This is a genomic window from Arthrobacter sp. NPDC055585 (assembly GCF_053619115.1).
Genome location: NZ_JBSHIT010000006.1, coordinates 80,680 through 104,567, shown reverse-complemented (window position 1 = coordinate 104,567; position 23,888 = coordinate 80,680). Strand labels below are relative to the sequence as shown.

The 23,888-nt window shown below is 64.3% G+C and carries 18 protein-coding genes and 1 other RNA gene; 5 read left to right on the top strand and 14 right to left on the bottom strand.

The features are described 5' to 3' along the window. Positions 1-17 precede the first annotated feature (17 nt). The 5 genes from ACWGQ2_RS11640 to ACWGQ2_RS11620 all read left to right on the top strand — a co-directional run bounded on the left by ACWGQ2_RS11640 (position 18) and on the right by ACWGQ2_RS11620 (position 10,048). Positions 18-2,066 (top strand): hypothetical protein, encoded by a 2,049-nt coding sequence (locus tag ACWGQ2_RS11640; RefSeq protein WP_452017405.1) that lies wholly within the window; start codon positions 18-20, stop codon positions 2,064-2,066. Further along, on the top strand, positions 2,066-3,679 hold the full coding sequence (locus tag ACWGQ2_RS11635) for a class I SAM-dependent DNA methyltransferase (protein WP_452017403.1): 1,614 nt from the start codon (positions 2,066-2,068) through the stop codon (positions 3,677-3,679). Before ACWGQ2_RS11640 ends, ACWGQ2_RS11635 begins: the two co-directional genes overlap by 1 nt. Continuing rightward, the gene (locus ACWGQ2_RS11630; RefSeq protein ID WP_452017401.1) at positions 3,679-4,854 is read left to right on the top strand and encodes a restriction endonuclease subunit S; all 1,176 of its coding nucleotides are present in this window, start codon (positions 3,679-3,681) and stop codon (positions 4,852-4,854) included. The genes ACWGQ2_RS11635 and ACWGQ2_RS11630 overlap by 1 nt, the downstream gene beginning before the upstream one ends. Then, positions 4,855-8,055 (top strand): type I restriction endonuclease subunit R, encoded by a 3,201-nt coding sequence (locus tag ACWGQ2_RS11625; RefSeq protein WP_452017399.1) that lies wholly within the window; start codon positions 4,855-4,857, stop codon positions 8,053-8,055. Between the two features lie 121 nt (positions 8,056-8,176). Continuing rightward, the gene (locus ACWGQ2_RS11620) at positions 8,177-10,048 is read left to right on the top strand and encodes a hypothetical protein (protein WP_452017397.1); all 1,872 of its coding nucleotides are present in this window, start codon (positions 8,177-8,179) and stop codon (positions 10,046-10,048) included. Between the two features lie 67 nt (positions 10,049-10,115). Here the strand turns inward: ACWGQ2_RS11620 and ACWGQ2_RS11615 are convergent, their stop codons facing one another. From ACWGQ2_RS11615 to ACWGQ2_RS11550, 14 genes are all read right to left on the bottom strand, one after another. Next, a complete protein-coding gene (locus ACWGQ2_RS11615) occupies positions 10,116-11,789 on the bottom strand; it encodes a DUF726 domain-containing protein (protein ID WP_452017395.1) in 1,674 nt (557 codons plus the stop codon). Between the two features lie 277 nt (positions 11,790-12,066). After that, positions 12,067-12,436: a transfer-messenger RNA gene (gene ssrA / locus ACWGQ2_RS11610) on the bottom strand. A gap of 94 nt (positions 12,437-12,530) precedes the next feature. Beyond that, positions 12,531-13,004, bottom strand: a complete 474-nt coding sequence (smpB, locus tag ACWGQ2_RS11605) for an SsrA-binding protein SmpB (RefSeq protein WP_422400345.1) — start codon at positions 13,002-13,004, stop codon at positions 12,531-12,533. A gap of 84 nt (positions 13,005-13,088) precedes the next feature. Then, the gene (locus ACWGQ2_RS11600; protein WP_452017393.1) at positions 13,089-14,519 is read right to left on the bottom strand and encodes a peptidoglycan DD-metalloendopeptidase family protein; all 1,431 of its coding nucleotides are present in this window, start codon (positions 14,517-14,519) and stop codon (positions 13,089-13,091) included. Between the two features lie 53 nt (positions 14,520-14,572). Next, complete coding sequence (ftsX, locus tag ACWGQ2_RS11595) at positions 14,573-15,484, bottom strand: permease-like cell division protein FtsX (RefSeq protein WP_452017391.1); 912 nt, start codon at positions 15,482-15,484, stop codon at positions 14,573-14,575. After that, the gene (ftsE, locus tag ACWGQ2_RS11590; RefSeq protein ID WP_452017389.1) at positions 15,481-16,344 is read right to left on the bottom strand and encodes a cell division ATP-binding protein FtsE; all 864 of its coding nucleotides are present in this window, start codon (positions 16,342-16,344) and stop codon (positions 15,481-15,483) included. Before ftsE ends, ftsX begins: the two co-directional genes overlap by 4 nt. Before the next feature lie 149 nt (positions 16,345-16,493). Then, positions 16,494-17,405 carry an alpha/beta fold hydrolase gene (locus ACWGQ2_RS11585; RefSeq protein ID WP_452017387.1) on the bottom strand — a complete coding sequence of 304 codons (912 nt, stop codon included), beginning with the start codon at positions 17,403-17,405 and terminating at the stop codon, positions 16,494-16,496. After that, positions 17,402-18,169: a 3-hydroxybutyrate dehydrogenase gene (locus tag ACWGQ2_RS11580; protein ID WP_452017385.1), complete on the bottom strand. Its 768-nt coding sequence runs from the start codon at positions 18,167-18,169 to the stop codon at positions 17,402-17,404. Before ACWGQ2_RS11580 ends, ACWGQ2_RS11585 begins: the two co-directional genes overlap by 4 nt. Continuing rightward, positions 18,166-18,801 carry a TetR/AcrR family transcriptional regulator gene (locus tag ACWGQ2_RS11575; RefSeq protein ID WP_452017383.1) on the bottom strand — a complete coding sequence of 212 codons (636 nt, stop codon included), beginning with the start codon at positions 18,799-18,801 and terminating at the stop codon, positions 18,166-18,168. Before ACWGQ2_RS11575 ends, ACWGQ2_RS11580 begins: the two co-directional genes overlap by 4 nt. Beyond that, positions 18,798-20,360, bottom strand: coding sequence for a class I adenylate-forming enzyme family protein (locus ACWGQ2_RS11570; RefSeq protein ID WP_452017381.1), 1,563 nt, complete (start codon positions 20,358-20,360; stop codon positions 18,798-18,800). The genes ACWGQ2_RS11575 and ACWGQ2_RS11570 overlap by 4 nt, the downstream gene beginning before the upstream one ends. Then, on the bottom strand, positions 20,357-21,484 hold the full coding sequence (locus ACWGQ2_RS11565) for a branched-chain amino acid ABC transporter permease (protein WP_452017379.1): 1,128 nt from the start codon (positions 21,482-21,484) through the stop codon (positions 20,357-20,359). The genes ACWGQ2_RS11570 and ACWGQ2_RS11565 overlap by 4 nt, the downstream gene beginning before the upstream one ends. Continuing rightward, complete coding sequence (locus ACWGQ2_RS11560; RefSeq protein WP_452017377.1) at positions 21,481-22,359, bottom strand: branched-chain amino acid ABC transporter permease; 879 nt, start codon at positions 22,357-22,359, stop codon at positions 21,481-21,483. Before ACWGQ2_RS11560 ends, ACWGQ2_RS11565 begins: the two co-directional genes overlap by 4 nt. 3 nt (positions 22,360-22,362) lie before the next feature. Continuing rightward, positions 22,363-23,127 (bottom strand): ABC transporter ATP-binding protein, encoded by a 765-nt coding sequence (locus ACWGQ2_RS11555; RefSeq protein WP_452017375.1) that lies wholly within the window; start codon positions 23,125-23,127, stop codon positions 22,363-22,365. Beyond that, entirely contained in the window at positions 23,127-23,885 is a 759-nt protein-coding gene (locus tag ACWGQ2_RS11550; protein ID WP_452017373.1) for an ABC transporter ATP-binding protein, read from the bottom strand. Before ACWGQ2_RS11550 ends, ACWGQ2_RS11555 begins: the two co-directional genes overlap by 1 nt. Positions 23,886-23,888: the final 3 nt, after the last annotated feature.

Here is a 23,888-nt window from a genome sequence, read left to right as displayed (position 1 = left end):
CAGAGAAGGGAGATGCAATGACGGCGTCATCAGCACTGCACATCTCCCTTTCCGATGTGGCTTCCCTTGCAAGAGTCCAGCGCGCAGTGGTTTCCATGTGGCGGACCCGGTTCCGCAGCAAGGAACGCCCCTTCCCGGCCCCGGTGACACAGACCGGCGGCCAGGAACTGTTCGATGCGCGCGAGGTAGCTGCGTGGCTGGTCGAGACAGGTCATGGAAACAATCCGCAGGCTCACGACGACCTTGCGGCTTTTGCCGTGCTGGCCGACGGCCGCCGGGATGATCCGCTGGCTTTCCAGGCTCTGACATCACTTCTGACCCTCCTGGCCATGAGCGGAGAGCCCTTTTCGCATTGGGATTCTGAAGACCTGCTGGACCTTGCCGATGAACACGACCCAGATGATGAGATCCTTTACCGCGAGCTGGAAGCCGTGCAGGCGGACCTGCCTGTCCTGGCACGGTTTGCTTCCGAGCTGGCAGACGCCGCGTTCAACCCGGCTGCTGCCTTTGAACTGTTGATGGCAAACCGGTTCCGTGCCGGCCTGCGAAGCCACACTGATACTGCACTCACAGATGAAGCAGCCCGGCTGGTCGCCGGGATCGCCGTCGAACTGGCCTCCGGTCTCCCGGAGACGCCCATATTCGCAGACCCGTCAGACGGCGGAAGCGACCTTTTGCTCGCACTTGCCGCCGCCCTCGGCGACGCGGCCGATGCCACCCTCGTGACGCGCAGCGGAGGCGGAGAGACCGCGCGGCTGGTCCGCCGGCGGCTCCGCGTCCACGGCATATCCGGCCGCACCCTCACCGTTGATCCCAGCGGGGAATTCGGGATCGACGGCGCCGCCGTCCACCTGGCGCACTACCCCTCCCCCGGCCGTCCCGGAATGACTCCACTGGAGATCCTCACGGCCGTAGACCAGGCCGTTCTGCAGATGGATGACCGCCAGCGCGGGGTCGTTTTGGCTCCAGCTGCCGTTTTGGCCGATGTGCAGCCCAAGGGCGAGGCACGGGAGGCACGTGCCGGGCTGATCCGCGAGGGCCGTGTGCGGGCCATCGTGCGGCTGCCGGAGGGCCTGCTCCGCAGCAAACCCCGGCAGGCGCTGGCGCTTTGGGTGCTGGGACCGGCGCACCCGGACGTGCCAATCGCCGACCGCTGGACCGTAGTTGCGGACCTGACCGGTGAGAAGCTGGATCCCGGCACAGTCCAGGACCTCATCAGCGACCTCGCCGCGAGCCTTGGGTCCCAGGAGCAGGTCCGGGCCCATTCCTTCCGCTTTGCCCGGCCAGTCCTTACCCGTGTCATCCTCCCCGGCAGCACAGCGCTGACCGCCACAGCCCACGCCGCACCCCCGGTGCCCGCTCCACGCGGTGCGGCAGCTGCTCTCCGGGCGGACCAGCTGCTGGAAGGACTCAGCACCGGCACCTCTCAGGACCGCCTGTCCAGGTACTCCGTGGAGCCAACGCCCGACGGCGGCACCCGACGCCGTCCGCGCCCGCTCGGATCGCTCGTTGAAGAGGGCCTGGTCAAGTATGTGCCGGGGACCCGGCTGGCCGAGGGTATGGCCGGCGTTGCGGGCAGCGTCCCGGTCTATGGAACTCCCGAACTGCTCGGCACCCAGCCGAGAGGCACCCGCCGCATGGAACTGCTGGACTTTTATGCCCACGTGGTCGACCGCAGGACGGAACCCGGCGACGTCGTGTTCTGCACCGGTCCGCAGGCCGCAGCGTTCGTCGATGCCGCGGGTGGCGCCGTCGTTCAGTACCCGGCCCGTGTGCTGCGTGTAAACAAGACGAAGCGGGCCGGGGTGCTGCCTGAGCTGGTGGCAGCGGACATCAACGCCCAAGCAGACACCCCGGGAAGCTGGCGGCGCTGGCCGGTCCGGCAGACCCCTGCCGACCCCGGACCGGAGGTCTCCAGTCTCCTGCTGGAGCTCGACACCCAGCGTGCCCAGGCGCGTGCCCGACTGAAACAACTCGATGAACTCACTACGCTTGTCCTGGACGGCGTAGCCGGTGGAACCGTCACCGTGACAGCCACTCACGCCCCAATGGAAGGAATCACCTAGTGCCCCCGAAGACAAAGGTTGCGGCCGCGCCGTCAACCATGAAGGAACTCAAGGACACGCTCTGGAAGGCCGCCGACAAGTTGCGCGGCTCCATGGATGCGTCCCAGTACAAGGACGTGATCCTGGGGCTGGTCTTCCTGAAGTACGTTTCCGACGCCTTTGACGAGCGCCGCGAGCAGATCCGAGTGGAGCTCGAAGCCGATGGGATGAACGAGGACCAGATTGCCCAGTTCATTGACGACGTCGACGAGTACACCGGCCGCGGTGTCTTCTGGGTCCCGGCCCGGGCCCGCTGGCAGTACCTGGCTGAAAATGCCAAAGGCACCCAGGCCTCCGCCGACGCCCCGGCGAAGTCCATCGGTGAACTGATCGATGACGCAATGACGCTCATCATGGGTGCCAATCACACCCTCGCCGCCACCCTGCCCACCATTTACAACCGCGACAACGTGGACCAGCGACGCCTCGGCGAGCTGCTGGACCTGCTGAACTCCGCCCGGTTCACCGGCGACGGCGCCAAGAAGGCCCGCGACCTGCTCGGCGAGGTCTACGAGTACTTCCTCGAGAAGTTCGCCCGTGCCGAAGGCAAGCGGGGCGGCGAGTTCTACACACCCGCCGGCGTCGTCCGTGTGCTGGTGGAAGTGCTGGAACCGGACCACGGCCGGGTGTACGACCCGTGCTGCGGCTCCGGCGGCATGTTCGTGCAGACCGAGAAGTTCCTGGAAGCCCACAAAAAAGAGGGCTCGGACATCTCGGTGTACGGGCAGGAGCTGAACGAGCGCACCTGGCGCATGGCCAAGATGAACCTGGCCATCCACGGGCTCAACGGCAACCTTGCCTCCCGCTGGGGCGACACCTTCGCCCGGGACCAGCACCCGGAGATGGAAGCAAACTATGTGCTGGCCAACCCGCCCTTCAACATCAAGGACTGGGCCCGTTCCGAGTCCGATCCGCGCTGGAAGTACGGCGTGCCGCCGGCCAACAACGCGAACTACGCCTGGATCCAGCACATCATTTCCAAGCTGGCGCCGGGCGGCAAGGCCGGCGTGGTCATGGCCAACGGCTCCATGTCCTCCAACTCCGGCGGCGAAGGCCAGATCCGTGCCCAGCTGGTGGAGGCCGATCTGGTCTCCTGCATGATCGCCCTGCCCACCCAGCTCTTCCGCAGCACCGGCATCCCGGTCTGCACCTGGTTCTTCGCCAAGGACAAAACCGCCGGTCCCAACGGTTCCATCGACCGGTCCGGCCAGGTCCTGTTCATCGATGCCCGCAACCTGGGGCACATGGTGGACCGTGCCGAGCGCGCCCTGTCCGACGACGACATCAACAAGATCGCCAACACCTTCCGCGCCTGGCGCGGCAAGACATCCGCGGTCGAGGCCGGGATGGAGTACAACGACGAGCCCGGCTTCTGCTATTCGGCCACCCTGGAGGAGATCAAGGCTGCCGACTACGCCCTGACACCCGGCCGATACGTGGGTGCTGCCGCCATCGAGGACGACGGCGAGCCGATCGAAGAGAAGATCGAGCGGCTGAAGAAGGAACTGTTCGAGCAGTTCGAGGAATCCGACCGGCTCGCGAAGGTCGTGCGCGAGCAGTTGGGGCGGATCTGATGACCGACTTTGCAAAGGTCACCCTGGCAGATGTGCTCGCTGACGGCGGAACCGTGAAAACTGGTCCTTTCGGCACCGTGCTGAAGGCAGCCGAGTATGCTGGCGCGGGCGTCCCCATCATTTCGGTGGGCGAAGTCGATTATGGTTCCCTTCGCCTACGGAAAGACACTCCTCATGCACCGGTCGAAGTCACAGAACGACTGCCGGAGTATGTGTTGCGAGCTGGTGACATCGTGTTCGGCAGGAAAGGAGCCGTAGACCGTAGCGCATGGGTGAAATCCAGCGAGGATGGTTGGTTCTTGGGATCAGATGGCATTCGACTACGCCTCCCCTTCGACGTAAATACGAGGTTCTTCGCATATCAGTTTCAGAATCCGACGGTCCGTGAGTGGCTTCTGCAACATGCCTCCGGCTCAACGATGCTTTCGCTTAATCAAAGGATCCTTGAACGCGTCCCGCTCGTAGTACCTGCCCGCGAGGTCCAAGATGCGATCGCGGAAGTGCTGGGAGCCCTCGACGACAAGATCGCCGCCAACACCAAGCTCGCCGAAACCGCCGATGCACTCGCTATCAGCCTCGTGCGCAGCCACTTCACTGGCAAAAAGCAGCCGTTGAACGAAATTGCCTCGGTGATCATGGGTTCCTCTCCGACTGGCGAAACTCTAAACGAATCTGGACTCGGAACCGTCTTCTATCAAGGGGTTCGCGACTTCGGTTTTCGTTTTCCTGCAAATCGCATTTGGACAACGAGTCCGACACGGATGGCGGAGCCGGGAGACACTTTGGTAAGCGTCCGAGCTCCTGTGGGCCGGGTCAATTTGGCGAGCGAACGAACCTGTATAGGGCGTGGACTGGCATCCGTTCGATCCACGAGAGACACGCCCTCGACCTTGTTCCATCTTCTCCAGGCCTCGACTGACATCTGGGAACCGTATGAAGCCGAGGGAACTGTCTTCGGCTCGATAAACAGAAAACAGTTGGAGACCATACAGGTGCCGATGCTCGAAACGGGTACGGCATTGGAGGCAGAAATTGCCTCGATTGAAGGAACCATCAGGATATCCATTGAAGAAAACCGCACCCTCGCCGCCACCCGCGACGCACTGCTCCCGCAGCTGATGTCCGGAAAACTGCGAGTAAAAGATATCGAAAACACCATGGGGGAAATGGTCTAAATGGCACAGGCACAGCAGCTGGGGTATTCCGAAGCCGACTGGGAAGGCGACGCACTGGAAATGCTCGCTGAACCGCTCGGCTGGCGTCCGAAAACCGGACACGACATTGCACCCGGCACCGGCGAACGAGATTCGTGGGATGAACTGCTCATCCGACCCCGGCTGCTGTCCGCCCTGCAGAAATTCAACCCCGAAGTCCCCGTCCAGTACCTCAAGCAGGCACTGGCGGAAATCGCTGCTCCCACGTCCACCGATGCGATCACCGAGAACAAACGCATCCACGACTACCTGACAAATGGTTTCCGCCTGACCTACATTGACGCCGACGGCACGGAAGTCAGCCCCACACTGCGCCTGGTCAGCCACTCCCCCGACGACAACGACTGGCTCGCCGTCAACCAAGTCACCATCCAGCACGGCGACTACAAACGCCGCTTCGACCTGGTGCTCTACTGCAACGGCATGCCGGTAAGCATCATCGAGCTCAAGAAGGCAGGCAGCAAGTCTGCCGACGTAGCCGCCGCGCACAACCAGCTGGCCACCTACGTCCGTGAATTCCCCATGGCATTCCGCTTCTGCGTCTTCACGCTCGCCTCCGACGGCCTGTTCGCCCGCTACGGCACCCCTTTCACCCCGCTGAACCACTTCTCGCCGTGGAACGTCGACGACGACGGCAAGCCCGTGCCTCCCGGTGCCCTGTTCGACGGCGAACCCGTCACCGGTTTGGACACTGCACTGCTGGGCCTCTACAACCAGGAACGCTTCCTGCAGCTGATGAACAGCTACACCGCGTTCGACGAAGGCGCGTCCGGACTGATCAAACGCATCGCCAAACCGCACCAGTACTTCGCCGTCACCAAAGCCGTGGGAAGCACCGTGCAGGCGGTGGGCAGCAACGGCAAAGCCGGCGTCGTCTGGCATACCCAGGGCTCGGGCAAATCCATGGAAATGGAGCTCTACACCAACCTGGTGATCCGGCACCCGAAGCTGCGCAACCCAACCGTCGTCGTCATCACCGACCGCAACGAACTGGACGGCCAGCTCTACGAGACCTTCGTCCGCAGCCAGCTCCTGCCCGAAACGGCACGGCAAATCCGCAAACGCTCCGAGCTGCGGGAGGAACTCAGCAGCCGCACCACAGGTGGCATCTACTTCACCACGCTGCAGAAGTTCGGGCGCAGCAAGGCAGAACGCGACGCCGGTGCGGAGCACCCGCTACTCTCTGACCGCCGCAACATCATCGTCGTCGTCGACGAGGCCCACCGAAGCCACTATGACGACCTGGACGGGTATGCCCGGCACCTGCGCGATGCCCTGCCGCATGCCACGCTGATCGCGTTCACCGGTACGCCGATTTCCTTCGAGGACCGCAACACCCGTGACGTGTTCGGCGACTACATCGACATCTATGACCTGAACCGGGCAGTGGACGACGGCGCCACCGTCCCCGTCTACTTCGAGCCCCGCCTGATCAAGGTGGGCCTGGCCGACGGGGTCAGCGAGGAGTCCCTGGACCAGGCCGCCGATGAAGTCACCGCTGGCCTCGATGACACGGAACGGGCGCGTATCGAGAAGAGCGTCGCCGTCGTCAATGCCGTATACGGCGCGCCGGAACGCATTGCCAAGCTGGCCGAAGATCTGGTGGCGCACTGGGAGAACCGGCGGGACCAGATGCGGAAGTTCATCGACGCGCCGGGCAAGGCCATGATCGTGGGCGGCACCCGGGAGATCTGCGCGAATCTCTATTCGGCGATCGTTCAGCTGCGCCCGGACTGGCATTCCGATGATCTGGAACGGGGAAAGATCAAGGTTGTCTATTCCGGGACTGCCTCGGACACTCCACCGGTCTCCGACCATGTGCGCCGCGATTCGCAGAACGCCACCATCAAGCAGCGGCTCAAGGACGCGGACGATGAGCTGGAGCTGGTGATCGTCAAGGACATGATGCTCACGGGCTACGACTCCCCGCCCCTGCACACCCTGTACCTGGACCGGCCGCTGAAGGGCGCACTGCTGATGCAGACCCTGGCGCGGGTAAACCGCACCTACCGGGGAAAGGAAGACGGCCTGCTGGTGGCGTACGCCCCGCTGGCGGAGAACCTGGCGGCGGCACTGAAGGAGTACAGCCGCCAGGACGGGGCCGCGCATCAGCCGGTGGGAAAGAACCTCGACGAGGCGATTGCGCTCACCGAAACACTGGTCGAGAAGCTCCGCGAACTGCTGGCCGGGCACAACTGGAAGGCCACACTGAACAAAGGCGGGCCCAAGGCTTTCCTCCACGCTGTCACCGGTGCCGTCAACTACCTCCGTGACCCGCTGACGCCCGGCAACGAACCCGCCCCCGACAGTGAGACCCTGGCCTCCCAGTACCGCCGGTATTCGGGACAGCTGGCCCGGGCCTGGGCACTCTGTTCAGGGTCGGCGCATCTGGCGCACCTGCTGCCCGAGATCAAGGTGTACGAAGAGATCCGGGTATGGATGGCGAAGTGGGACGCCGAAGACCGCCAGTCCCGCGGGATCCCCGTACCGGAGGACATCCAGCGCCTGCTCGGCCAGCTGATTGCCACGTCAACAGTCTCGGGCGAGGTGATGGACATCTACGAGGCTGCCGGCATGCCCAAGCCTTCCCTCGAAGACCTCACTCCCGAGTTCATGGCGAAGACGCAGCAGGCGCGGAACCCGCAGCTCGCCATCGAGGCGCTGCGGAAACTCATCTCCGAGGAGGCCCTGCGGACGACGCGGAACAACGCCATCCGAGAGCGTGCGTTCTCGGAGCGGATCACGGAGCTGATGAACAAGTACACCAACCAGCAGCTGACCTCGGCGGAGGTCATTGCGGCCCTGGTGGAACTGGCCAAAGAAGTCTCGCAGGAGAAGAACCGCGGCAAGCAGTTTAACCCGGAGCTGAACCAGGATGAACTGGCCTTTTACGACGCCGTGTACCAAAACGCTTCAGCCGTGGATGTTCAGGGTGAAGGCGTCCTCGCGAATATCGCCCGTGACCTGGTCGCCGTGATGCGGCGCGATGTCCGCACGGACTGGACGGTCCGCGACGATGTCCGTGCCAAGCTCCGCTCCTCCATCAAACGGCTGCTCGTCAAGAACGGCTATCCGCCGGACAAGCAGCCTGCCGCGATCAAGCTCGTCATGGAGCAGATGGAATCCATGGCGCCGCGGTTTGCGGAGGCCCGGGCGGGGTAGGTTTCCCGTTCTTCTCATTTCATCCCTGGTGGTCCGGCAGTTGTGCCGGGCCACCGCCCTGTCCAGCTTCTCTTTTTCCTTCCGCGTCAACGATGACGTGCTGCCCGAAAGATGATCCACCGTGCTAGATAAAGAACTCCGTCAAAAACTTCAGCCGCTTCGAGACGATCTCGCTCGCGTGACCGATCCGGAGTACGACCTGAAGACGCCCGTGTACCGGCTGGCAAAAGAGCTGAACCGGTCAATCCAGTGGGTCATCCGTAAGACCGGTGGTGATTTTCGCGACATGGATGAGAGCTCCCGTCTCACATCCGCACAAGAATCAAGCGTGAGAACGGCGCATCAGAGGGAGGAGGCTCCTCGTCCTAAGAGACGCGAACCTGCCCCCGTAACGATCAAGGCACTCGCTTTAGAACTCGGAGTCCCGAGGCACGACGTGGCGGAGGAGGTCATCCGCCGTGGCGTCGCCAGGAAACATGCCAAGTCCTCTCTCCCTCTCACCTCCGAAGAAGTGGAGATCTTAACGAGTTTTTTCGCGGAACGGACCAAATCCCGTCAAAGGATACCCGTTGTCTACAGGCCCTCACCGGACGGAAAGATCTCTTTCGAAACCTACCAGCGGATTCCCGTCCGTATCCGTGAAGGACTTGTAAAGGCTGGTTTCCTCCCCTCCCTGAGCGAGATGGTCAGATACCCGGACCGTGAGTGGGGACAAATAATCAAGCACTTTCGCCAGGTTCGGGATCAACAGCAAGTTGCCCGGGACACGGTTTCGGGTCGAACCCCACCTATCCACCTGAAAACACACTCACGCTCCACACAGTCAAAGGCCCAGTCCTCCGTGGTCTCCGCCTCGGGCTCATCTACGTCGGCACCAAGCCGAGAGCCGTCCGCTCTCGGACGGCCACGAATCACGACAGCAACGGCAACAGCTCTGATTCCGCCAAAACCAGCCTCCGTGTTGCGGCTCCAGAATCAGGGTGTCACCGGACTTATCCGCAAGGAAATTGAGGGCGGCCTGCACACCGGGTCCGCGCCTGAGTCGGCCTTTCAATCTTTCAAAACCTCGATCGGGACCAATTCGACCGCAGTTGTCGGTCTCCAGCAAACGCTCAGAGAGTTTCATCCCAGCATGTACTCGAAGTTCTTTGACCAGTTCCGAGAAGCTCTCGAGCTGGATCGAAGGATTGCTCAGACCATGGGCCGGAGAAAGAACTACGGGACCACGAACCCGGAACATGCAAGGATCATAAATGAAGTATGTGAGTACAAGTATGGGATTTTCGCCTACGCTGACATTGGCGCCAAGCTTGGCCGGATCGCCCGCCTCGCGCCGTCCCCTTCAGCCAGGAACATCAAAAATGGCTTAGTAAAGTTGCGTCCCATGTATATGGGTGTGCTGACAGACATGAGCCATCATAGATTCGTGCTGTGGCGGGTCGGTAAGACCTGGGACCTGCTCGAAGTCCGGTTCGAGGATACCCTCGACTGGGTAGAGGGTTTGAAAGCCGGCGAGTACGTCCCCCTGACGACGCATCACATTCCCTTGGGAACCTACAAAAACCCGGTTTCCTCGGACCTGTCCAGACGTGACCAGGACATTGTGAAGTTCATGGTGGAAGTGGCCGGGAACTTGAGACAAGGTGTTCGCGGCGTGCGAGGGAAGAAGGCAACCTCCGGACTTCCCGCAATGGATACGACACGCGGCACACAGTCGCCCCTTTCCCCTCCACGGCAACTTGGATACCGGCCCGAGAGCACTTGGCTGGTCCCTATCACCATCACTGATGGGCAGGTCAACACCACTCTGGATGAGGATTTCTTCAGCTCCCCCGATGACAAGAAGCCCTCCGAGGTGCGCCCTTTCTACAGGCGCCCCAAAGGTTCAGCACCCAACGCTCCGCGGACGGAGTTTGTCAGCGGCCACATCCGAGGGGGACGAGGGGCTTTCGCCGATATGAAGCTGCTGCCGGTAGTCACTATCAGGAGGTAGGTGCCAGAACCTACGATTGCAGCTTCGATGTCCTCTGGGACGGCGCGCCGTCCCAGAGGAACAGATCTCAGCGGACCGAAGACCCTATCCCGGCCGGGTCCCACCGGATCATCGGTTCAGTCAGCAGCCGGACCTCCTGATGGTACTGGGAGTGCCCCCTGACGTTCGCGGAAACGTCTACGTTCTGGAGTTTTGCGTCAGCTGGCCGGAAGCCCACCTCGCCTGCGGCCCTCTCACCTGGCTGGGTCCCACGGTAAGCAAACTTCAAAACAGGGTCATTCGACGAGTGGTAGTTGTAAACGGCCTCGTCGACGATGGACGTCAGGCTGTGCCAGTCACTCTTTGCACCAATGGCTGCTCCCAGGAGGTGCATCGACTGGACACGCGGCCCACCCTTCTTGCTGGACAACGCCTGGGCCGCAACCACCATTGCCCGGGCCCCCAAGCTGTGCCCAATCAGGACGTAAGACTCGACCTCGGTTCGAGCCAAGAGGTCAGCGAGGATGACGCCGGTTTTCTCTGCACGGTTCTTCGCCATGTGCCAGGGATTCTTCGCGACATCGGCCGCGATCAGCGCTGGGGCAACCGGAGCCAGCCGTTTGGCGGCCACCTTGGCGGCTTTTGCTGCAGCCCCTCTCACCGCGGCCCCCGCGGCGGCTTTGCCCACGTTCGCACCTGCGAACAATGTAAGGTGCCGAAGTTCACGCGCACCCCAATGGACGCGGTATACGGGTGAATCCGGATAGCGGTCCGTCACGATATTCCGCCACTCGCCCCAACCGGTTTTGGTTTCGCTGAGGAAGCCGTTGCAGACAATGACCGGAACCCCGGTTCCATCCTGGAGCATTTCGATGTGAAAGGACTTGTCCTGCCGCACGTAGGCGTTCGCAATCGTGCCACCGAGAGCCGCACCCAGAGCTGCTCCGACCGCGGTGACCACAGCCGTTCCGCCGGCCACACCCAAACCGCCGGTCGCCACAGCACCACCGCCGAGCAGCGCCAGCCCGAAGTTTGTCGCCACAATGCCGCTGTAACCTCCGACAGCAGCTCCCACCGCACCTCCGAGTGCGGGTGCAGCGAGGAAGGCGAAAGGAGTGGCTGCTGCAACACCCGCGCCTGCAAGTCCCACCACCTTGACCGTTTTCGCCAAGTTGGGCTTTTCGTAACTCAGAAACTCCTCATAGTCATTGAGCGCACCCATCTTTCGATCGGCTTTCTCGAAACCAGGGATTTCGTGCCGGTGCTCGGCGCAGTAGCGCTGGACCCGAATCGCGCCCTCTTCCCGGACAGCCATGTTCGTACACATCACGGCCGCACAGGGAAGCGTCGGCGCCCCGCACCCGGTGCAGATATAGGCGGGCAGCTGTCCCACGGGCCGGTTGGCCTTGCGGTGCGCATGCTTGCCGAAGCAGGAGGAGCACCAACCTGTTCTCTCCTCCACTGTCAGGTCCTCGGCCAGTTCGGCGATCCATGCGGCGGCCTTCTTAAATCCTTTGGCCCGTTTCTCTGCTGCCTTCTGCTGATCTTCGTCGGGCAGGTTCACAGCGGCATGCCGGTTGAGGGCGTATGCCCAGGCGTTACTGATCAGCGACTGGTTTTCGCCAAGAATGCCCTGCCCGACTTCAGGCTCGGCGTCTGTGTGGCTGCCGGACAGGGTGAGCTTGTAACCCTTGGGAGAAACGACGTCGCACTGGATGCGACCCGTGTCGAGGACACGGAAGAGAACCTGAGATTTAGACATAGTGACGATCCTCTCAGATCCCACTGACAAACCGGTTTACTTTATGCGTACGTGTCACCGGCGGGCATGCCCCATCGACGCTTGGCAGTTCGGCATCTGCTAAGCCATCCTCAAGGCCGGAGGACCCGGGGGAAGGCGGCTTTAATAATCGCTGTGAGCCCTGCGAGCAGGGATTTTCGTTGCCGCCGTCCCGGGTTCTCCTGCCGGACCGCACAATGGCTGCCAGAGGAACGGAACACAAAAAGCACCCCGGCCCGAAGGCCGAGGTGCTTTTCAATGGTGGAGATGGGGGGAATTGAACCCCCGTCCGATGTCGTGTTGTCAGGGCTTCTCCGGGCGCAGTTCACGTCGGATTTTCTCGGCCCCAGCCATCATGTGAACAAGTGGCTGATCCGGGCCCAGCCGTCTAAAAGTCCCGAGCACTCCAACGGCGAGAGTGCTCAGCAGTGGCCCTCTAAATGACGCCAGGATCCGGGACGAGAGCATTCCCGGTCTGACGGACTATGCCCGCTGCTTAGGCAGCGAGAGCGAAGTCAGTGCGCTTAGAATCGGCACTTATTGGTTTGCAGAGAGCGTTTACGAGATAACCCTGCATCCTCGGCCCGCTTCACCTGTCGCGACTAACATCGTCGAAACCTGTCATCCCCGTATTCAGTTACCAAACTGATTTGTCCGGCTGCTACCAGCCGGATCGTTAACTATAGCGCATCTGCGCTGGAACGTCAGACCGGACGCCGGCGGCTATGCTCCGCGGTTCTTGGCACGCATTTCGCGCAGCGCCTCACGGTTGTCCTGCTTCTCCCGCAGGCTCTGCCGCTTGTCGTAATCCCGCTTACCGCGGGCGACGGCGATTTCAACCTTGGCGCGGCCGTCCAGGAAGTAGAGCTGCAGCGGAACGATCGTGAAGCCGGACTCGCGGATCTTCTGCGAGATCTTGTCCAGCTGCTCGCGGTGCAGCAGCAGCTTCCGCCGCCGGCGGGCGGAGTGGTTAGTCCAGCTGCCGTTGAGGTATTCCGGAATGTAGACAGCCTCAAGCCAGAGTTCATCGTTGTAGAACGTGGCGAACCCATCCACCAGGGAAGCGCGTCCCTCGCGCAGAGACTTCACCTCGGTGCCCATCAGCACCATCCCGGCCTCATAGGTGTCCAGGATTTCGTAGTTGTGCCGGGCCTTGCGGTTGGTGGCCACGACTTTTCGGCCACTTTCTTTGGGCACGGGTCAACTCTCCTTCATAGCTTTGCGTCTCGCGGTTCCTTCGTCTCCGGCACGTTCCCGGAGGCGAAACACCCATTCTAGGCCCTAGAGCAGTCCCATGGGATTTACCAGCTGCCCGTTGAGCATGGTCTCGAAGTGCAGGTGGCAGCCCGTGGAGTTTCCGGTAGTGCCGACGTAGCCGATCAGCTGTCCGGCATTGACCCACTGACCGGCAGAGACGATCCGGCTGCTCAGGTGGTAGTAGTTCGTTGCCAGGGCGCTGGTGCCGATCACGCCGTGGTTCAGCACGATCCGGTTGCCGGTGCCGATCATCTCGCCGCCGCCGGTGTCCGAGCGCCAGACCTCACCTGCAGCCGCTGCATACACGGGAGTGCCGCACTGGGCTCCGAAGTCGATGCCGGAGTGCAGGTAGCCGCCGGTGCCGGAGAAGTCGATGGTGCCTGCCGGCGTCGCACGCCAGCCGAATCCGGAAGTCAGCGGTGCGCTGACGGGGTAGCGCAGACCGAACGCCGACGGGTTGGTGGGCTGGATGGTCTGCGGCGGCGGCGCCGGCTGGTTGTTGCGCTCGGCTTCCTCAGCGGCCCGCCGGTTGGCTTCGGCGATCCGTGCTTCTTCGGCACGGCGTGCCTCTTCGAGGAGGATGCGCTGGCGTTCGGCGATCTCTGCCTGGACGGCTGCCTGCTCCGACTGGATCGAAGCGAGCTTCGCCTGGATCACGGGCTTCTTGGCTTCCAGCTCACCGTTGAGCGCTTCCGCGCTGGCGATGAGGTCGTCCACCTTCTCTTTCTCAGCGGCCGCTTCGTCGCGGGCTGCCTGCTCGGCACGCAGGGCTTCCTCAGCCTGTGCCTTGAGCGAGGAGATCTCTTCCTCCACTGCGGTAAGCCGCGCTTCGGAGTTCACATTCGTCGCTGCCTGCTGGGAGAGGCGTTCGACGGCGGCGTTCTGGCCGCGCAGCGCCTGCCCGGCCATGCCCATTGAGTCCGTCAGGCTGTCAGCGCCCTCGGCCCCAAACATCAGGGTGAGGCTGGAAGGCACTCCCCCGCTCTTGTACGCCTGGCTGGCGATCTGGCCGATGACTTTCTGCGTCTCGTCCAGCGCCTTCTGGTCTTCTTCGATCTGCGCAGCGATCTTGTTGCGGCTTTCCTGCGCCAGGGCCACGCGGTCGGTGAGCGCCCCGACCTTGGCGGATGCACTGCTGACCCGGCCTTCGGCGTCGGAGAGCACAGCCTGCGCCGCGGGCAGTTCTTCGTTCTGGTAAATGTTCAGCTGGGCCACGGTCCGGGCGATGTCTTCGTCCAGGTACTCGTATTCCTCCTGGACGCGCTGCTGCTCCGCTTCCAGGGCATTCTTGCGGTCGTTCAGCTCATCGGCCTGCGCGGGAGCATGGACGGAAGCAAAGGCAAGCACCAGCGCCAGGAGCAGCGCTGCCCCGGCTGCAGCCGTTTTCCGCACGCTGCCCAGCGGTGCAGCGGCCATTGCTGCAGCCCGCGGCCGGGAATCGCGGCGGTTATCCATTGACGAGACTATCCATGAAACGTTTCTGCTTTCGTTTGACCAGTGCCCACACTCTAGACCTTGATATAGCGCCTGAGTGTCAGCAGCGATGACACACCCGCAAGTAATGTACCCAAAATGAGCAGGATCGGGCTCAAAAGAAGTACTTCACGTGCGGATATGAACGCAGTTGCCGGATACTGGCGGGCCAGCATACCGATGAAGAAGTGTGCCACGGCCCAGAGGGTTCCGGAAGCGAGGACAGCGCCAATCAGCGCTGCGATCACGCCTTCGAGCACAAAGGGCAGCTGGATCACTGCCTTCGAGGCCCCGACCAGCCGCATAATGCCGGTTTCCCGGCGGCGGCTGAAGGCGGAAAGCCTGATGGTGGTGGCGATCAGCAGGATCGCGCAGACCAGCATGAGCACCGCGATGATGAGCGCCACGAGGGACGCAATGTTCATAAAGGAAAATACCTTTTCCAGCAGTTCACGCTGGTCACTGACCGATTCAACTCCGGGCATCGACGAGAACGCTTCGTTGATGACTTCGTATTTTTCCGGATCCACCAGGGAGACGCGGAAAGTTTCCGGCAGCTGATCAGCGGTGACGCTGTCCACGATCGGCGAATTGGCGAACTGTTCGCGGAAGTGGCCCAGGGCGGTTTCCTGGTCTTCGTAATGCACGGTGTCGATGTACTGCTCGAACTCCGCTGAGTTCAGCTTGGTTTCGATGGCGCTGCGCTGCTCGTCGGTGACGGAGCCTGAGGCGCAGGACGGCGATACGTCGTTGTCCACACAGAGGAACACTGCAACCTGGACGCGGTCATACCAGTAGCCCTTCATCTGGTTGATCTGCATCTGCAGAAGGCCTGCCGCGCCGACAAAGGTCAGCGACACGAAGGTCACCAGGATGACAGAGACAACCATGGAAAGGTTGCGGCGGATGCCGGAGCCAATCTCGCCGAGGACAAAAGCCATCCTCATTCCGAGACCTCCGATCCGGCGGAGCTGTTCTGTTTCGCCGCGGCGCCGGGGTTTTCTGCCTTGTCTGCGGGACGGCCTTCGGCGGCTGGAGCGGCTGGTGCGGCCGCACCGGATGCGGTTTCGGATCCGGGCGCGGCAGCGCCGGCACCGGCAGCCGGAACGACCGGCTGCATCGCCGTCGCCAGGTAGATGCCCTCACGTTCGTCGCGGACCACCTTGCCGTTGCGCAGTTCGATCACGCGCTTGCGCATGGCGTTGACGATGTCGTGGTCGTGGGTGGCCATCACCACGGTGGTGCCGTTCTGGTTGATCCGGTCCAGGACCTTCATGATGCCCATTGAGGTAGTGGGGTCCAGGTTGCCGGTCGGTTCATCGGCCAGCAGGATGCCGGGACGGTTCACGATCGCACGGGCAATGGCTACGCGCTGCTGCTCGCCGCCGGAAAGCTCGTGGGGCAGGCGGTTGTCCTTGCCCTCCAGGCCAACGGTCTTCAGGACCTCGGGAACCGAATCACGGATCACTGCACGGGAGCGGCCGATCACCTGCATGGCGAAGGCAACGTTGGCGAAAACGGTCTTGTTGGGCAGCAGGCGGAAGTCCTGGAAAACGACGCCGATGCCGCGGCGCAGGCGCGGAACGCGCCAGCTGGGAATCTTGGCCACGTTGGAACCCGCGACGTAGACGGTTCCCCGCGTCGCGTGCTCTTCCTTGAGCACCAGCCGGATAAGCGTGGACTTGCCCGAACCGGATGCACCCACCAGAAAGACGAATTCGCCGCGGTCCACGTCCAGGCTGACCGAGTTCAGGGCCGGCCGGGAATTCCTGTCGTAGACCTTGGTGACGTTGTCGAAAGTGATCATTGCTGTTTCATGCCCTTACGTAGCAGCCGGAACGGCAAGGGCCTTTGGCCTTGGGAGCAGGGAACCGGCCTTTCGACTATAGCCAGCGGATCCCGCTGCCGGGCAGAGCATCAAGTGGTGTGTCGCCGCCGGATGCCCGGCGGCGGCCCTTAGCCCGCTGGAGGTTCACCTGCCGGCAGCCGGACTGCCTGCTCCGCGAGCACCGCGGCCACAGTTGAAGCCCCGGGGTTGTCCATGACAACCGTGTAGTGGTTGGTGCCGGGCACGTCGGTGATCTCCAGGTCCGGGATCCGGTCCTGCCAGGAGCGGATGTACTCCTGCGAGTAGAGGCCCGGTTCCTCGTTCAGCAGCCCGCGCGGGGCACGGAGCAGGCGCACCGGATGGGCGAGCTCCCCCAGCGCCTGAAGCAGCGCGGTGCCGCGGTGCAGCTCGGCCGTGTCCTCAATCAGTGCCTGGGTGCACGTGGCGGCGCGGAACCCGGTGCCGTGGGGCTGCAGATCGTAGGCAAGGTAATCGCGCAGCAGGTCATTCCAGTGCCCCGCAAACGCCGGATGCGGAGCCCAGAACTGTTCGTAGTCAGCAAGAGAGGCGAACACCTGTTCCAGCCGTTCGGCGGCCGGACCCAGCACGGCCTGGATGATCTGCTCATCACTCAGTCCGGACGGAACGTCCAGGGGCAGTCCGCCGTCCACGAGTACCAGGGACTCCACCAGCGCCGGGTGCCGGTTGGCCAGCACCAGTGCCGCGAATGCGCCCATTGAATGGCCGACGACGACGGCGCGGGGCACGTCCAGTGCCTCCAGCACGGACGCGAGGTCATCGGCGTGGACCGGCATCCCGTAGGGTCCGGGCAGGGTGTTGCTCCGGCCCCGGCCGCGCAGGTCCGGGGCTATGAAGCGCACCTCCGGCAGGGCTGCGGCAACCATCCCCCAGGTCCGGTGCGAGGCCGTGACACCGTGGATGGCCAGGACTGTGGGCGCATCCGGGTCGGTGGGCCCCCAGATGCCGGTGTGCAGGGTACCGCCCCGGACGGGGACCGCAGTGCTCGTGTAGGTGCTCATCGCGCGCTCCACCCGCCGTCCATGGTGTAGGAAGCGCCGGTGACCATTCCAGCGCCCGGCCCGGCGAGCCACGCAGCAAGAGACGCGACTTCCTCGGGCTCGACCAGCCGCTTCACCACGGATTCGGTGAGCATGACCGAGGCGACCACTTCCTCTTCGGGAATCGAGTTGATGCGGGCCTGGTCCGCGATCTGCGCTTCAACCAGCGCTGTGCGCACATAGGCTGGATTGATGCAGTTGGAGGTGACGCCGTGTTCTCCACCCTCCAGCGCGGTGACCTTGCTGAGCCCTTCAAGGGCGTGCTTGGCACTGACGTACGCGCTCTTGAACGCAGAGGCGCGCAGGCCGTGGACGGAGGAAATGTTGATGATCCGGCCAAATCCCCGTTCGTACATCCCCGGCAGCGCTGCACGGATCAGCAGGAAAGGCGATTCGACCATCAGCCGGTGGATCAGCCGGAACGTCTCCGGGTCGAAGTCCTGGATCGGACTGATCCGCTGGATTCCGGCGTTGTTGATCAGGATGTCCGTGTCCAGGGACAGGTTTTCAAGCTCCCCCGTGTTGCTGAGGTCCACTTCCCATGCCGTTCCGCCGGTGGCAGCGGCCACCCGTTCCGCCGCTTCCCGGTTGACGTCCGCCACGGTCACCTTCGCGCCCAGGGCGGCGAAGGTGCGGGCACATGCCTCCCCGATGCCGGACCCGCCTCCGGTGACCAGCGCCGTCCTGCCTTCCAGGCCTGCCGGGAGAATTGCCTCAGTGCTCATGCTCCGCCTCCGTTTTCCGGCGCCTCGGGCGCCATGCCTCGTTCGATGAACCGCATCATTTCCTCAAATTCCGCTTCCGGGATTTCCGGCGCGGTGCCTCCGTCTGACCGGTCGGCGTGCCAAAGGACCCAGCGCATGCCGAGCATCTCGCCGATGCCCATCAGTGCCCACGCCACCGTGTCCACATCCATCGGACGGATCTCGCCGGCGTCACGGGCTGCCTTGAGGCCTTCCACATAGCCGTTGACGATCCGCGTGTAGTGCATGCGCAGGGCTCCGGGTGAAACAAACTCGGCCTGGCGGATGATCCGGTAGAGCGCGGGGTGCTCGGCGGTGAACCGGAAGAACGCCCGGAAGCCCGCCCGCTCCGCCTCGATCCGGTTGCCCGCGGCCTTGGCTGCCTCCGTCATGGCCTGGCGGACACGGCGGTTCAGGTCCTCCACCACCTCGTCGAAGATGGCCTGCTTGCCCTCGAAGTACAGGTAAAAGGTGCCCAGGCCAATCCCGGCCTGTTCCGTGATCTTCACAATCGAGGCGTCGTGGTAGCCCACCGATTCGAAGACCTGTTCGGCGGCTTCTAGCAGCCGGGCACGGGTCCTGGTGCCGCGGGCTGTCCTGGGTGTGGTGCTCATCTGGTGTCCTGCCGGTCGGGGGTTGCGGGTTGTTGTTTGCCGGATCGGGCGCGCAGCCGGGAGCGGGCCACTTTGTGCAGCGAAGTGCGCGGCAGTGAATCCACAAAGCACACGCGTGCGGGTACTTTGTAGCGGGCCAGCCTCGCGCTGCAGTGCTCCAGGATGTCCAGGGCATCCGGGGCAGTTCCGGGGCGGCGGACCACCCAGGCAACGCCGGTTTCGCCCCACCGCGGGTCCGGTTCACCGGCAACGGCGGCTTCCGCCACGGCCGGGTGTTCCAGCAGCACTGCTTCCACCTCCGCCGGAGAGACGTTCTCGCCGCCGGAGATGTAGATGTCCTTGAGCCGGTCGATCACGCGGAGGTACCCGTCGGCGTCGCGCTCCACCAGGTCTCCGGTGTGCAGCCATCCCCCTGCGAGCGCCGCAGCGGTCGCTTCCGGGTTACGGAAGTAGCCGGGAAAAACCCCGGGGCCGGAGACCAGCAGCTCCCCCGTTCCGGGCCCGTGCAGGTGCTCACCGGTCACCGGGTCGGCAACGGCAACGTCTACGTGCGGATACGGTTTGCCCGCCATGCCCACCCTGGCGCCGGCTTCCTCCTCCGGCAGGCACAGCACGTTGGGTCCGGCTTCGCTGAGCCCGTAGCCCTGGGCCAGGGCAACCCCGCGCGAGTGCCAGGTCCGCAGCAGCGGCGCCGGCATGGGCGCTCCGCCGACGACGGCGCGGCCCAGGCTGGAGAGGTCCGTCCGGTCAAAACGCGGATGGGAGGCGAGCATCAGGTAATGCGCGGGAACCCCCATCATGGTGGTGACCTTCCGGTCCTCTATCAGCGCCAGCACGCGTCCGGCGTCGAACGTCCGTTCCAGCACCACGGTGGCGCCGGTCCACCAGGCCAGCAGTGGCTGGATGTTCCAGCCCCCGGCGTGGAACTGGGGCAGCACCGCGAGCACCACGTCCCGGCTCCCGATTTCCGCTGTGCGGGAGAGGGACAGGTTGGTCCAGAAACAGTTCGAGTGGGTGAGCACCACGGCTTTGGGGTCCGCTTCAGTACCGGAGGTAAAGACCATCAGCAGCGGGTCATCATCCAGGACCCGGTCCCCGGGGCTGACGGGTTCCTCCAGCAGCCGCAGCGGGGCCGGCGGTCTGGCTTCCACTCCGGTGCGGCCCAGGGCGGCCGACTGCGGAGGAACGGCAAGGCGCGCGGCCGCCTCCATGGCCACTGCGGAGAATTCATCCTCGACCAGCAGCAGAGCCGGGTCCGCGAGCGCGAGCTGCTCAGCGAGTTCACGGGCCGAAAGCCGCCAGGACAACGGGACAAGGACCAGCCCTGCCTTGGCACAGGCGAAGAAGGCAACTACGTGGTCGGCACTGTTGCCGGTGACAGTGGCGATCCGGTCACCCCGCCGGTAGCCGGCATCCTTCAGCGCGCGGGCGAGAGCTGCGGCCCGATTCTCCAGGTCCCGGTAGCTCAGCGGCACACCGCGGTCATCGATCGCGGTGCGGTCCGGGGTGGACAGTGCGCGGTCGGCCGTCCAGCGGCCCAGGGTATGCAGGGAACTCATCCGGCTTCCTCCAGGATCTGCTGCGGCCGGCGGGCAGCTTCTCGGCTGCGCAGCCGTGCGGCAGCTCCTGCCAGTCCGCCTGGCAGGAACAGCACCACCAGGATGAACAGCGTACCGAGGATAAAAAGCGGTTCCGAGAGGGGGATCTGCAGGATCCGCGGCAGTCCGGCAATGGCATCAGAGTTGGCGAGTGCCGTCAGACGCTGGTCCAGCAGGGTGTAGACCACCCCGCCCAGCACGGCGCCCCACCGGGATCCCACCCCACCCAGGACCACCATCACCAGCAGGGTGATGGTGAAGTCCGAAGACACTGCCCGCGGTACCGCACCGGACTGCAGCAGCAGGTACGTCATGCCCACTACCCCGGCCAGGGTGCCCGCCACTACAAAGATGAGCAGCTTAGCCAGGTAGGGCTGCAGGCCCAGCACCCGGACACGCATCTCGTTCTCGCGTACGGCAGCAGCCACGTGCCCTGCCCGGCTGCGCTGGATCCAGGCCGTTACGAGGAACACGGCCACCAGGGCGGCGAGCGCCAGCCAGTACAGGTTCCGGGTGTTGGCCACGCCCACCAGGAAGGACGGCACATGCTCGGTGGCCAGGCTCAGGCCTTCCTCTCCCCCGGTGGCGCCGTCCGGGTTGCGCCTCACCATCACGGACCCCGCCTGGGCGAAGGCGAGGGTCACCATGGCGAACGGGATGCCGGTGACCCGCAGTGCGACGGCGCCGGTCAGGTTGGCCAGCACAATCACCACCACCAGGGTCAGGGCCATGGCCGGCAGCAGGGGCAGCCCGGTCCGGTCCAGGATGATCGCCAGACCGTACACACCGGCACCGAAGTACAGGGCGTGCCCGAAGGAGAGCATGCCTGCCACCCCGAGCAGCAGGTGGTAGGTCAGCGCTGCGGCAGCCATCAGCATGCACAGGGCCATCAGCTGCAGAGAGCCCGGCGTGTAGGTGGGGCCGGGCAGCAGCCCGGGCAGTGAAAGGTTGAAAAGCGGCAGCACGGCAAGGATCAGCACTCCGGCAGCGCCGGCTGCCCAGGCGGCGGGCCGGCGTCGTGCCTTGCCTGCAGGCTGTGCCGCGGGCGGGTTCTTGGTGTCCTCCCGGACCTGGGCCGTGCTCATGCCGTTACCGCCTTTCCCATCAGTCCTGCCGGTCTGGCCAGCAGCACCGCGGCGAGGAGCAGGACCACCACAAAGTCCCCCACACCCCAGTAGAAGTTTGCGAACTGCTGCAGGATCCCCACTGCCACGGAGGCCAGTGCTGCGCCGGTGAGTGATCCGAGGCCGCCGATCACCGTGACGATGAACGCGAAGATCAGCAGTGAACCTCCCAGCAGCGGTGACACGTAGCCGAAGTAGTGGCTGGCCAGCACACCGCCCATACCCGCGGCGGCCCCGCCGATGGTGAAGACCAGGGTGAAGGCCTTGCGTACGTCGATGCCCAGGGCGGTAACCATGGACCGGTTTTCTACGCCGGCCCGGATGATCATGCCGTAGCGCGTCCTCTTCAGGAACAGCAGCAGCCCGCCGAGGACCAGTGCTGCGGCCAGGATGGCGACGAACCGGTCATTCGGGATCCGGGCCCCGAACAGGTCCGTGGTTTCCTTCAGCCAGGCGGGGCCGGCGATGAAGGACGGATCGGTGCCCCAGATACCTTCGAACAGGGCCACCGAGGCCAGGGAGAGGCCCACCGTCACGAGGACCTGTTCAATGTGGCGCTGGTAGAGCGGGCGGATGAGGATCCGTTCAGTCAGGGCGGCAAACACCGCGCCGGTGGCGGCTCCGACGGCCAGGGAGATGAAGAAGACTCCCCAGCCCCCGGCACCGAGTGCCTGCGCCGCCTGCCAGCCAATGAACGCGCCGAGGGTCAGGAAGGAGCCGTGGGCGAAGTTCAGCACGCCCATGAGTCCGTAGATCAGGGACAGCCCGGAGGCGACCAGGAAGTACAGTGCGCCCAGGCCCAGGCCGGTGACGGTGAGCAGGATGATGGTGCTCATGCCTCAGGCTCCTTTCGGCGCGGCCGTGCCGGCGGGGTTGGGGGTCTCCGCCGCGGTGCCGGTGTGAACGCCCAGCAGCCGGTGGTTCAGATCCGTGTCATCAAGGAACTCCCCGGCGTCCATGCCCGTCAGCGCCACCTTTCCGCCGGAGAGCACGGTGACGGTGGAGGCGAGCTGGCGTACTACGGTCAGGTTCTGTTCCACCAGCAGGATCGGCACGGTGCGTGCGGCTTCGGCCAGGGCCTCGCCGACCTCCTGCACGATCTTCGGTGCCAGTCCCTTGGTGGGCTCATCCACCAGGAGCACCTTGTTGGTGTTCAGCAGCGCACGGGCCAGGGAGACCATTTGCTGCTGCCCGCCGCTCAGCGTGCCTGCCATCTGGGCGGAGCGCTTGACCAGATCCGGGAAGAGGTCTTCGACGAGCTGGCGGCGGGGGTGTTCGTCCCGCTCGGCGAGCCGCAGGTTCTCCGCGACCGTGAGCCGGGAGAAGACTTCCCGGTCCTCCGGCACGTAGCCCACGCCGCGGGCGATGATCCGGTGCGTTTCGGCTCCGTCGATGCGCTCGCCGTCGAGCTCTACCCCGCCGGTCCGGGAGATCAGTCCGATGATCGCTTTGATGGTACTGGTCTTGCCCACGCCGTTGCGGCCGAGCAGTGCGGTGACGCCGGAGGCCGGGACCTCGAAGCTGACGTCTTCGACGACCTGCTGGCCGCCGATGGAGGCGGAAAGATTCTGCACCCGCAGGATGGGTGCGGCGGCAGTGTTCATCAGACAGGTTCTCCCAGGTAGGCGCTTTGGACCAGCGGATTGGCCATGACGGCGTCGGGGGTATCGACGGCAAGCAGGCTGCCGTGGTGCATCACTGCAACCCGGTCCACCAGGCCCAGGACCACTTCCATGTGGTGCTCCACCATCAGCACGGTGCGTCCGGACTCCCGGTGCATCCGGCGGATGACTTCGGAAAGCCCGGCGACGTCTCCCGAGCCGACCCCGGCCATGGGTTCGTCGAGCAGGATCACTGCCGGATCCGCAGCCAGCAGCATCGCGATTTCAACCTTGCGCTTGTCTCCGTGGGACAGGCCGCCGGCTCCGGCCGCCGCCTTCGCGCCCAGGCCAACCTCCTCGATCCGCTCGGCGGCGATCCGGGTGGCCTCGTCTCCGCTGCGCGGGAAGCGCAGCAGCGAGAGGCTGCCGCCCAGTTTGGCTTGGGCGGCCAGCCGCACGTTTTCGAGCACACTCAGCTGCGGGAACAGGCTGGAGGTCTGGAACGTCCGGCCCAGCCCGGCGGCCGCCCTCCGGTGCACCGCCAGCCGCCCGACGTCGTTCCCCGAGACTGCCACGGTCCCCTCGGTGGGGCGCAGCAGTCCGGAGATGACGTTGAACAGGGTGGTCTTGCCGGCGCCGTTCGGTCCGATCACACCGATCATTTCGCCGCTGCGGACAGAGAGGTGGACGTCTTCCAGGATGCGGGCCCCGCCAATGCTGAGCCCGACGCCGGTGAGTTCCAGGGCGATGCGTGTGTCCATGGA